Below are 11817 nucleotides of genomic sequence, written 5' to 3'. Positions count from 1 at the left end.
GGCAATACCTGCACTTCATCCTGGTTCAGCCGGTGACCCCCAGCACGAGGAACACCGCACCGGCTGCCGTGAGTCCCCATGCCAGCACGGGGCGGGGGTCCTGCGCGGCCACCCACCGGGTGAGGCGCTCCACGTGACCGGCGAGCGCGGGGACCCGTTCCCACACCCACGTGAGGAGCCAGTACGGCCCCACCACCGCCGCGAGGAACAGGGCGTAGTACGCCGCCTGGACCGCCAGGTGGTGGCTGAGCCCGGTGATGAGGCGACCCGCGATGTACATGGTGGCCGGCCCGCTCACGCCCACCACCGTGTTGACGAAGCCCAGGGTGGTCATGTGCCGCACGGAGTCCGTCTTGGGCCTGCGCGGCCGACGCCGCTGCGGTCGCGCCCGCGTGCACCAGCGGCGGAACTCCACACCCGCGAGGACCAGCAGGAGGATGCCCGCGGTGAGGTCCACCCCGCGCCGCACCAGCAGCTCCTTGGTGCGGTCCTCGACCAGGGCGGTGATGGTCTGCGGGTCCACGGAGCGGAAGACGATCAGCAGCAGCGTGGTCCCCAGCACCATGCCCAGGGTCAGCCGGTGCACGGAGCGCGACGGGTGGGGGCGGCGCGTGAGGATCCGCAGCACCAGGGCGTAGATGGTGGGTGAGAACCCCATGACCAGCCCGAGGCCCACCACGGACACCACACCCGCGAGCACCGCGCCCATCCCGTGTCCTTCCCCTGTTCCGTGTCCGTCCCTGCTGGCATCTTGGCATGCAGCGGCCCGGACTCCCCGGTTCCGGACACGCTGCGGGCCTGCCGGACGGGTTTAGCCGTCCGCAGATTCGACCCGCCACCCGTGGAGCCGCACCGCGCGGGTGGTTAGCGTGTGGGCATGACGACTTCCGTGTTCGACCTCGACGCCTTCGACCGCTCGGTCCGTCCCCAGGACGATCTCTTCCGCCACGTCAACGGCACGTGGTTGCGCACCGCGCAGATCCCCGATGACAAGGCCAGCACCGGTGCCTTCGTGGAGCTGCGGGACCAGGCCGAGCAGGCGGTGCGCGAGATCATCACGGGCGCGAGCGCGGACGGTGAGCAGGCGGCGTCGGCGGTGGAGCAGAGCGCGGAGACCAAGATCGCGCTGCTGTACCGCTCGTTCATGGACACCGAGCGCATCGAGGAGCTCGGCGCCGAGCCGCTGCGCGAGGACCTGGACGCCGTGGCCGCGATCGACTCGCCGCAGGCGCTGTCCCGCTGGTTCGGCACGGCCATGCGGCGGGGCATCGGCGCGGCACTGGACATCGACCTCGACTCGGACCCCGGGGACCCGCAGCGCAACCTCGTGTTCGTGGGCCAGTCCGGGCTGGGTCTGCCGGACGAGGAGTACTACCGCGAGGAGCAGTACGCGCAGATCCGCGAGCAGTACGCGGCGCACGTCCAGACGATGCTCGAGCTCGCCGGGTTCGACGACGCCGCACGGCAGGCACGCGCGGTCGTGGACCTGGAGACGCGCATCGCCTCCCACCACTGGGACAAGGTCACGGTGCGGGACCTCACCAAGATGTACAACCCCATGAGCTTCGAGGAACTCGCCGGCCAGACGCAGGACCTCGACTGGAACGCCATGCTCGAGGGCATGGGTCTCACGCCGGAGCACCTGGCCACCGTGGTCAACGCGCAGCCGAGCTTCTTCGCGGGCCTGGACGAGCTCCTCACGCCGGACGAGCTGGGGGCCTGGAAGTCCTGGGCCCGCTGGCACGTGGTCTCCTCGCGCGCCGCGTACCTCTCGGAGGCGTTCGTCGCCGAGAACTTCGCGTTCTACGGCACGGTGCTCTCCGGGACCCCGCAGCTGCGCGAGCGGTGGAAGCGCGGCGTGGGGCTGGTGAACGGAGCACTGGGCGAGGCCGTGGGCAAGCTGTACGTGGCGGAGCACTTCTCTCCCACGGCCAAGGCCCGCATGGACGAGCTGGTGGCCAACCTGCTGGACGCGTACCGGGACTCCATCGAGCAGCTGGACTGGATGACCGAGGGCACGCGCGCCGAAGCCCTCAAGAAGCTCTCCGGCTTCACGCCCAAGATCGGCTTCCCGGAGAAGTGGAAGGACTACTCCGCCCTCGAGATCCGCGGTGACGACCTCGTGGGCAACGTGGTGCGCACCACCCAGTTCGCGGTGGACGAGCTCGCGCGCAAGGCCGGGCAGCCCGTGGAGAAGCACGAGTGGCTCATGACCCCGCAGACGGTCAACGCCTACTACCACCCGCTGCGCAACGAGATCGTGTTCCCCGCGGCCATCCTGCAGCCCCCGTTCTTCGACGAGACCGCGGACGACGCCGTGAACTACGGCGGCATCGGCTCCGTGATCGGCCACGAGATCGGCCACGGCTTCGACGACAAGGGCTCCACGTGCGACGGCGAGGGCAGGCTGCGCAACTGGTGGACGGACGAGGACCGCGCCGCCTTCGAGGAGCGCACGTCCCGTCTGGTGGGCCAGTACGCGGCGCTCGTGCCCGCCCAGTTCGGGGACGACGACGCCGCACCGCACGTCAACGGCGAGCTCACCCTGGGCGAGAACATCGGTGACCTGGGCGGGCTGTCCATCGCCTACAAGGCATGGAAGCGCGCGCAGGAGAAGATGCCCACGCCGGACACGGAGAGCATCGACGGCTACACCCCCGCGCAGCGGCTGTTCATCTCGTGGGGCTACGTGTGGCAGGAGAAGTCCCGGGACGAGGCGCTGCGCACGCGCATCGCCACGGACCCGCACTCCCCCGCGGAGTTCCGCGCCGGGCAGACCCCGCGCAACGTGGACCCCTTCTACGAGGCGTTCGACGTCTCGGAGGGTGACGGCATGTGGCTGCCGCAGGAGGAGCGGGTCACCATCTGGTGACCCGCTCCCCGGGTACGACGACGGCCGGTTCCCTCGCGCTCGAGGGGACCGGCCGTCGTCGTCACGGGCCCGTGGAGCCTGCCCGCGGTGCCCCACCGAACCGTCTGGGCGAGAGGCGGGGCACCTCACGGGTGGGCGCCACGTGACAGGGTGTGCGCAGCGGTGCTGCGAGCCCGCCCAGTGCTCCGCCCTGGAACGTCAGACCGAGGAGTCCGCCACGCCCGGCACCTGGGTGACGAGCGCCCCCCACATCACCAGGATGAACACGAGCCAGAGGATCCCGAGCACCAGTACGACCAGGCCCACCCAGCCCAGGACCTTGCCTGCGGTGGCGCGGCCGCCGAGCTTCTCGGCCTTGCTCGCCTGCCACAGCGCGAACGGCGCGAGCAGGGGCAGGACGGTCACGGAGAGGATGCCGAGGACCAGGGACGTGTCGGTGCTGCTCGTGGCCTGCGCATAGCGCTGCGCGTCCTCGGGGCTGCCGGGAACGTACTCCCAGCGCCCGGCGGGCTGGGCATAGGGCTGGTACTGGTTGGGGGCCACGGGCACCCCGTGGGAGTCACGGAACGGGCCGGACCCGGAGTCCGGGCCGAAGTGGTACGCACCCTGGGCTGCTCGATCGTTCCCGGTGGGCTGCTGGTTCGAGCTCAAGGTGTGTCCTCCGTGCGGTCGCGGTGTGCGGGTGCAACCATCCTCTCCCAGGCCCGGCCCGGGAACAAGGAACCCCCGCCCGTGGTCCTCACCCGTGCTCCGCGCGGCATACCATCGAGGGACCAGCACCCGAGGAGGACCGTGAGCCACCCCGAAGAGCCGGACGAGCGGCGTCGTGAACCGTGGGGACGGCGCCTGCTGCGCGGCGGCGGCGAACCCGATCCGCGCTTCACCCTGGCCAACGAGAGAACCTTCCTCGCCTGGATCCGCACGTCCCTGGCGTTCCTGGCCGGGGGGATCGCGGTGGAGGCCTTCGCCGGAGACCTCTTCGACCCGGCCGTGCGCAAGGTGCTGGCCATCGTCCTGCTGCTGCTGGGCATGCTCCTGAGCGCGGGCGCGGCCGTGCGGTGGCTCAACGTGGAGCGCGCCATGCGCCACGGAACTCCCCTGCCCCTGCCGCTCATCGCCCCGCTCGTGGCACTCGGCGGTGCCGTTGCATCCGGCGTGCTCGTGACGGTCGTGCTCACGCGATGACCTCCCCCGCCCCGGCGTGCCCCCACCCGGATCCCGGGCTGCAGCCCGAGCGGACCGTGCTCTCCTGGGGACGCACCATGCTGGCGCTGTGCACCGCGGCGGCACTGCACCTGCGGTGGCTGCCGAGCCACGGCGGCTTCGTGCTGAGCCTGGTGACCGTGGCACTCGGGCTGGCCACCGGGATCTATGTCACCCAGCGCATACGCTACCGGCGCTCCGCGGCGGGCATCAGCGGGGAACGCATCACCCCGGACACGCCGGCCGTGCTCGTGACCGCGGGATCGTGCGTACTGTTGGGGGCGCTGGGGATCACCGCCATCCTGCGTTTCTGAGCAGTTGTCACCATTTCGGCGGACCCTGGCGTGGGAACGACCCGTTCACCCGGCACGCACCGCATAATGGCGTTCAGCCGCAGCACTTCTGCTCGGCACCGGACCAACAATCCCTGGGAGGACCCAGTGTCTTCAACAACGTCCGGTGGAGGCCACGCCGGGGCGGCCGCCACGCCGCCCGCTCAGGGCGCCGCCCACCACTCCGATCCCCGGCCACCCGGTCAGGAGGAACCCGGCGAGGGGACGCTGCAGCGCTCGCTGAAGTCCCGCCACCTGACGATGATCGCCATGGGCGGTGCGATCGGCACCGGGCTGTTCGTGGCCTCGGGCAACTCCATCAACACCGCCGGACCCGGTGGCGCCCTCATGGCGTACGCCGCGATCGGCCTGATGGTGTTCCTGCTCATGCAGTCCCTGGGCGAGATGGCCACCCACCTGCCGGTGGCAGGCTCCTTCGAGGAGTACTCCACCCGGTACATCAGCCGCTCCTTCGGCTTCGCGATCGGCTGGAACTACTGGTACAACTGGGCGATCACCGTGGCCGCGGAGCTCGTGGCCGCCGCCCTGGTGATGAGGTACTGGTTCCCGGACGTTCCCGCCTGGATCTGGTCCGCGGCCTTCCTGGCCATCCTGTTCACGCTCAACGCACTCAGCGCCCGGGCGTACGGCGAGGGCGAGTTCTGGTTCTCCCTGATCAAGGTGATCACCGTGCTGATCTTCCTGGTCCTGGGTGTGCTCATGATCCTGGGGATCCTGGGCGGACCCTCCCCCGGCTTCCACAACTGGACCGCGGGCGAGGCGCCGTTCGTCAACGGCTTCACCGGCATCATGGCCATCTTCATGGTCGCCGGCTTCTCCTTCCAGGGCACCGAGCTGGTGGGTGTGGCCGCGGGCGAGGCGGAGAACCCGGGCGAGACGGTCCCCAAGGCCATCCGCACCGTGTTCCTGCGCATCCTGCTGTTCTACATCGGCGCCATCACCGTGATCGGTTTCCTGATCCCCTACACGGACCCGCACCTGCTCGCGAGCGACGTCTCGGACGTGTCCATCTCCCCGTTCACCCTGGTGTTCGAGCACGCGGGCGTGCTGGCCGCCGCTTCCGTGATGAACGCCGTGATCCTCACGGCCATCCTCTCTGCGGGCAACTCCGGCCTGTATGCTTCCACGCGCATGCTCTACGCGCTGGCCCGCAGCGGCAAGGCACCCCGGTTCCTCGCCAAGGTCGACCGCCGCGGCGTGCCCATGTACGCCCTGCTGGCCACCACGCTGATCGGCATGTTCTGCTTCCTCACCACGCTGATCGGCGAGGGCGAGGCGTACGTGTGGCTCATCAACGCCTCCGGTCTGGCCGGCTTCATCGTGTGGATGGGCATCGCGTGGAGCCACTACCGCTTCCGCCGGGCCTACGTGCTGCAGGGCGGGGACCCCAAGGACCTCACCTACCGGGCGCGGTTCTTCCCCATCGGGCCCATCGTGGCGCTGATCATGTGCGCGATCGTGATCGTGGGCCAGGGGTACAGCATCTTCACCTCCGGGGACGTCAACCCCCTGAGCCTGCTGTCCTCCTACCTGGGCCTGCCCGTGTTCCTGGCCCTGTGGCTCGGCCACAAGCTGGTGACCAAGGACAAGCCCGCGGACCTGCGCACCGCGGACGTGGCACCGGCTCACCACTGAGTCCCAGCACCAACGGCGCCGCCCCGCTCTCCCTGGGAGAGCGGGGCGGCGCCGTTGGTGTCCTGGGGGGAGTCAGTCGGCGATGAGGTCCCGCACCACGATGGTGTCGTCCCGGTCCGGGCCCACGCCGACCGCGGAGATCCGGCAGCCGGACATGGCCTCGAGCGCGTGGACGTAGTCCTGGGCGTTCTTCGGCAGGTCCTCGAGCGACCGCGCGCCGGTGATGTCCTCGGTCCACCCGGGGAAGTTCTCGTAGACCGGCACCGCGTGGTGGAAGTCGGACTGGGTCATGGGCATCTCGTCGAAGCGCTGCCCGTCCACCTCGTAGGCCACGCACACGGGGATCTCGGACAGCCCGGTGAGCACGTCCAGCTTGGTGATGAACAGGTCCGTGAAGCCGTTGATCCGCGCCGCCTGGCGGGCCATGACGGCGTCGTACCAGCCGGTGCGGCGCGGACGGCCCGTGTTCACGCCGAACTCGCCGCCCTTGGTGCGCAGCCGCTCCCCCATCTCGTCGAAGAGCTCCGTGGGGAACGGCCCGGCACCCACGCGGGTGGTGTACGCCTTCTGGATGCCGATCACCCGGGTGATGCGCGTGGGGCCCACGCCGGAGCCCACGGAGGCACCGCCGGCGGTGGGGTTGGAGGAGGTCACGAACGGGTAGGTGCCGTGGTCCACGTCCAGGTAGGTGGCCTGGCCGCCCTCCATGAGCACCACCTCGTCGCGGTCCAGGGCCTCGTTCAGCAGTCGGGTGGAGTCCACGATCATGGGCGCGAGGCGGTCCGCGAAGCCCATGAAGTACTCCACGATCTCGTCCACCTCGAAGGCGCGGCGGTTGTAGAGCTTGACCAGCAGCTCGTTCTTCTGCCGCAGGGCGCCCTCGATCTTCTGCCGCAGGATGGACTCGTCCAGGACGTCCTGCACCCGGATGCCCAGGCGCCCCACCTTGTCCATGTACGTGGGGCCGATGCCGCGGCCGGTGGTGCCGATGGCGCGCTTGCCCAGGAACCGCTCGCTGACCTGGTCCAGGGTCTGGTGGTACGGGGCCACCAGGTGCGCGTTCGCCGAGATCCGCAGGTGCGAGGTGTCCGCCCCGCGGGCCTCGAGACCGTCGATCTCCTCGAAGAGCGCCTGCGGGTTGATGACCACGCCGTTGCCGATCACGGAGGTGGCGTTGGGGCTCAGGATGCCCGCGGGAAGGAGCTTGAGCTCGAACTTCTCGCCGCCCACCACCACGGTGTGCCCGGCGTTGTTGCCGCCGTTCGGCTTGACCACGTAGTCCACGCGCCCGCCGAGCAGATCCGTGGCCTTGCCCTTGCCTTCATCGCCCCACTGGGCGCCGACGATCACGATTGCTGGCATGGAAGCACTCTCTATCCGGGTGTGGCCAGACGGCCGGAGGAACCAGCCCCCAAGTCTACCCGGCGCGGCCGACGGCGCTCGGCGGCACCCGGGGCACACCCCCTCCGGACCCCGCCGGACGCGCCCGAGATCGGGGTACCCAGGTCTTCTTCAGGTGTAACACAGGGGATTTTTACGAAATTTTTGCTTTTCACTGCACCAGGACGCACTCTTGGGTCACTGTGATGCACCTCACGGCATCCCCCAATGTCAAAGGACACGACATGAACCATGAGACACGAGCTGGTCGTGGCAGAGCCGCCAAGACCTGCCTGGCAACAGCCCTCGGCCTGACACTGGCCCTGGGGACGACGCTGCCCGCCAGCGCCGTCGACGTCCCCTCCGCTCCCAAGGCGGACGACGTCAACCCGCAGAACCCCGACGCCCTGATCAGCTCCGAGCTCAAGGGCGCCGAGGGCCAGGTGGCTGTGTTCGTGCAGCTGCAGGGCCCGAGCGCCTTCGAGGCCACCCAGCCGAAGGGCGTGCGCTCCGGCTCCCAGGCCCCCGTGCAGGCAGCGGCGCAGGTCCAGGCCATCCGCCAGTCCGTCAAGACGGCCAGCTCCTCCATGGCCTCCGAGTCCAACTCCAAGGTGCTCTACTCCACCGCCAACGCGATGCGCGGCGTGGCCCTCCAGGGCGATGCTGAGCAGCTGCGGCAGCTGGCCAAGCGCTCGGACGTCGTGAAGATCTCCAAGATCGTCCCCAAGTACCGCAACAACGCGGGCTCCGTGGTGGACACCGGCACGCTCGACTCCTGGACCCAGACCAAGGAGACCGGCAAGGGTGTCAAGGTTGCCGTGATCGACTCCGGCGTGGACTACACCCACGCCGACTTCGGCGGTCCGGGCACCACGGACGGCTACAAGAAGGCCAAGGCCTCCACCGACATGCCGGCCAAGGACTCCGGGCTGTACGACCCCGAGAAGTTCCTGGGCGGCTACGACCTCGCCGGTGACGCCTACGACGCCCGCGTGGCTTCCAGCGTTCCCAAGCCGGACACCAACCCGCTGGACTGCGAGGCCGGTGGGCACGGTACCCACGTGGCCGGCACCATCGGCGGCTACGGCGTGGGCGAGGACGGCAAGACCTTCAAGGGCGACCACACCAAGCTGACCAAGGACCAGGTCCTCAAGATGAAGATCGGCCCGGGCACCGCGCCCGGCGCCCAGCTGATCGGCCTGCGCGTCTTCGGCTGCGAGGGTTCCACCAACCTGGTGCTCGAGGCCCTGGACCGGGCCCTCGACCCCAACATGGACGGGGACTTCTCGGACAAGGCGGACATCATCAACATGTCCCTCGGCTCCGACTTCGGCCCCGCGGACGACCCCCAGAACGACGTGATCGACGCCCTGTCCCGCCAGGGCATCCTCTCCGTGATCGCCGCCGGCAACGCCGGGGACGCCCACGAGATCTCCGGCTCCCCGGGCAGCGCACGCTCCGCGCTCACCGTGGCCAACTCCCAGGGCAGCACCGCCGTCCAGGACAAGGCCGAGGGGCTCTCCCCGGACAGCGCCAAGGGTGAGCTGACCGGCTCCTACAGCGGCAGCTACGACTACCAGGGTGCCAAGCCCGAGGACCTCCAGGGCGACGTGGTGGCGGCACCCGCCGACAACAAGTTCGGCTGCTCCCCCTTCTCCCAGAACTTCGCGGGCAAGTGGGTCATGCTCGACTGGGAGGACAACGGACCGTTCCCGTGCGGCTCCAAGGTCCGCTTCGACAACGTGGCCGCCGCCGGTGGCAAGGGTGTGGTCCTCGAGTCCGACTACACGGTCGACCCCTCGGCCATCGCGGGCAACGCGAAGATCCCGGGTCTGCTCATGGGCAAGAAGTCCGTGGACAAGATCAAGCCCGCGGTTCAGGCCGGCGGCGCGAAGATCAAGCTGGCTCCGGAGTGGGTCGGTGCCGCACGCGCGGAGACCGGCAACAAGGACCAGGTCAACGACTCCACCTCCCGCGGCCAGCACGGCAGCAACGGCGTGATCAAGCCGGACGTCGCCGCTCCCGGCACGAACATCGGCTCCGCCGGTGTGGCCCAGGGCAACGGCGTGTCGATCAAGACCGGCACCTCGATGGCCACCCCGCACGTGGCCGGCATCGCCGCCCTGGTGCAGCAGAAGCACCAGAACTACGATCCGCAGCACGTGAAGGCCGCCATCATGAACTCGGCCGTGCACGACGTGCACGCCGCGAACGGCGCCACCTCCGCGGTGGACCGTGTGGGCTCCGGTCGTGTGGACGCCCGCCGCGCCGTGGACCAGGACGTGACGGTCTACGACAAGGCGGATCCCACGCTGGTCTCCTCGACCTTCGGTGTCACCGAGATCAAGGACGGCAAGCAGACCTTCTCGCGTGAGCTGGTGCTGGACAACGCCGGTGGCGCTGCGCACACCTACAAGGTGCGCTTCGACGCCTCCACCGACGTCCCTGGTGTGAGCATCTCCGCCCCGAGCTCGGTCACCGTGGCCAAGGGCGGCAAGGCAACCGTGAAGGTGACCGCCACCGTGGACCGCGCGCAGCTCGAGAAGACCCACGACCCCTCGGAGGCCGTGACCCAGCTGGGCCGCGCCCGCCAGTTCCTGGCCAGCGAGTCCGGACGCCTGGTGCTCACCGAGGCCGGCCAGGACATGCGCCTTCCGATGTCGATCGCCCCGAAGCCAGCGGCCGACATGCGCGTGGACAACGCCAAGCTGGACCAGTGGGACAAGGACGGCAACTCCACCGTCTCGCTGACCGGCACCGGCCTGGACAAGGGCGGCTGGAAGTCGGCCGTGGGTGCCTTCGAGCTCGGTGCGAAGTCCGATCGTCTGGACTCCACCAAGCTGGCCGGCGGCAACTCCCAGTTCGCCGACCTGCAGTACGTGGGCACGTCCTCCAACATCCCCCAGCTCAAGGCTGACAAGGGGGACGTGGCCAAGGACGGCATGATCAACTTCGGCATCTCCAGCTGGGGCACCGCGTCCACCATCAAGCCCGACGTGGAGATGGAGATCCCGATCGACACCTCCGGTGACGGCCGCCCCGACTTCTTCGCGGCCCTCGGCCGCACGGACGGGCTGGACTACCCGCTGGCGAACCTCTACGGCTACGTCAACGGAGAGCTCAAGGTCATCGACAGCCAGCCGGTCAACGGCTCCTGGGGTGACACCGACACCAACACCTTCGACACCAACGCGGTGGTGCTGCCCGTGAGCGCCGCCAAGCTGGGCATCGACCCCGCCAAGGCGGACACCAAGCTCACCTACCAGGTGAACACCTACTCCGCGAACGTCAGCGGTGCGGTGGACCGCTCCGATGCGGTGCAGTTCAACCCGGTGTCCCCCAAGGTCTCCTTCACCGGCGAGAAGTTCAACGCGTCGCTGTTCACGGACCTGCCCGGCAAGAAGCTGACCGCGCACCGCAGCTCGGACAAGGTCAAGGGTGACGCGCTGTTCCTGCACATGCACAACGGCACCGGGGACCTCTCCGGCATCCGCAAGGGCGAGGACGGCTCCAAGGCCGAGGTGAAGACCATCCAGTCCGCCGCCGTGCCGCCCGAGACGCAAAACCCGATGTTCAAGGACGTCCCCAAGGACCACGTGTTCTACAACGAGATCTCGTGGCTCGCCAACAAGGGCGTGACCAAGGGCTGGGCGGACGGCACCTTCCGTCCGAACCAGGCCGTGCAGCGCGACCAGATGGCCGCCTTCCTCTACCGGATGGCCGGCTCGCCCCAGTACACCCCTCCCACGAAGTCTCCCTTCAAGGACGTGCCCACCAGCCACGTCTTCTACAAGGAGATCGCCTGGATGAGTGAGCAGGGCATCACCAAGGGCTGGTCCGACGGCACCTTCCGCCCCACCCAGCAGATCAACCGTGACCAGATGGCCGCGTTCTTCTACCGGATGGCGGGATCCCCGGCGTACACCGCTCCCAAGGCTTCTCCCTTCAAGGACGTGCCCACCAACCACGTCTTCTACAAGGAGATCGCCTGGATGAGCAGCCAGGGCATCGCCAAGGGCTGGTCCGACGGCACCTTCCGTCCGTACCAGCCGGTGAAGCGCGACCAGATGGCCGCCTTCCTCTACCGCTACGACCAGCAGAAGTAGCACCTGAGAGCGGGATCGGGCAGGACCGCTGATCCCCTCGACCGCCAGGGCCCCTCGGCATCCACGGTGTGGATGCCGAGGGGCCCTGGTCGTGTGCGGCGGCGCGGGGGCGGACACACGCCCTCCCGCGACGTCGTGCGCTGCGGGCACCGGCTCCCCGGACCCGCACGAGTCGTGCGAGCCGTGGGAGCCGTGCGAGCCGTGCGAGCCGTGGGCACGGCGCCACGGCGACGTCGTCCACCGCGGCGGGCACCCGCCCGGTGCCGCC

Annotated in this window: 8 protein-coding genes; 5 read left to right on the top strand and 3 right to left on the bottom strand. The window is 69.3% G+C overall.

Features of this window, described 5'->3' with window-relative positions; all coding sequences use genetic code 11:
- Positions 1–25 precede the first annotated feature (25 nt).
- A complete protein-coding gene (locus tag DNL27_RS01680; protein WP_012397282.1) occupies positions 26–709 on the bottom strand; it encodes a GAP family protein in 684 nt (227 codons plus the stop codon).
- A gap of 168 nt (positions 710–877) precedes the next feature.
- Between DNL27_RS01680 and DNL27_RS01675 the strand changes: the two genes are divergently transcribed.
- Entirely contained in the window at positions 878–2872 is a 1995-nt protein-coding gene (locus tag DNL27_RS01675) for a M13 family metallopeptidase (RefSeq protein ID WP_112234522.1), read from the top strand.
- Between the two features lie 198 nt (positions 2873–3070).
- Here the strand turns inward: DNL27_RS01675 and DNL27_RS01670 are convergent, their stop codons facing one another.
- A complete protein-coding gene (locus DNL27_RS01670) occupies positions 3071–3523 on the bottom strand; it encodes a DUF4190 domain-containing protein (protein ID WP_112234521.1) in 453 nt (150 codons plus the stop codon).
- Positions 3524–3664: 141 nt separating this feature from the next.
- Here DNL27_RS01670 and DNL27_RS01665 point away from each other — a divergent pair, with 141 nt between their 5' ends.
- From DNL27_RS01665 to DNL27_RS01655, 3 genes are all read left to right on the top strand, one after another.
- Positions 3665–4057, top strand: a complete 393-nt coding sequence (locus DNL27_RS01665; protein ID WP_112234520.1) for a YidH family protein — start codon at positions 3665–3667, stop codon at positions 4055–4057.
- A complete protein-coding gene (locus DNL27_RS01660) occupies positions 4054–4389 on the top strand; it encodes a DUF202 domain-containing protein (RefSeq protein ID WP_012397278.1) in 336 nt (111 codons plus the stop codon). The genes DNL27_RS01665 and DNL27_RS01660 overlap by 4 nt, the downstream gene beginning before the upstream one ends.
- A gap of 279 nt (positions 4390–4668) precedes the next feature.
- On the top strand, positions 4669–6063 hold the full coding sequence (locus tag DNL27_RS01655; RefSeq protein ID WP_226905961.1) for an amino acid permease: 1395 nt from the start codon (positions 4669–4671) through the stop codon (positions 6061–6063).
- 72 nt (positions 6064–6135) lie between these two features.
- On the opposite strand, the gene DNL27_RS01650 is transcribed toward DNL27_RS01655, so the two are convergent.
- Complete coding sequence (locus DNL27_RS01650) at positions 6136–7425, bottom strand: adenylosuccinate synthase (protein ID WP_112234519.1); 1290 nt, start codon at positions 7423–7425, stop codon at positions 6136–6138.
- Positions 7426–7688: 263 nt separating this feature from the next.
- On the opposite strand from DNL27_RS01650, the gene DNL27_RS01645 reads away from it, so the two are divergent.
- Positions 7689–11549, top strand: a complete 3861-nt coding sequence (locus tag DNL27_RS01645) for a S8 family serine peptidase (protein WP_112234518.1) — start codon at positions 7689–7691, stop codon at positions 11547–11549.
- Positions 11550–11817: the final 268 nt, after the last annotated feature.

It is taken from the genome of Kocuria sp. BT304, assembly GCF_003290245.1.
Taxonomy (GTDB): Bacteria; Actinomycetota; Actinomycetes; order Actinomycetales; family Micrococcaceae; genus Kocuria; species Kocuria rhizophila_A.
This window is presented reverse-complemented; position numbering and strand designations above follow the sequence as displayed.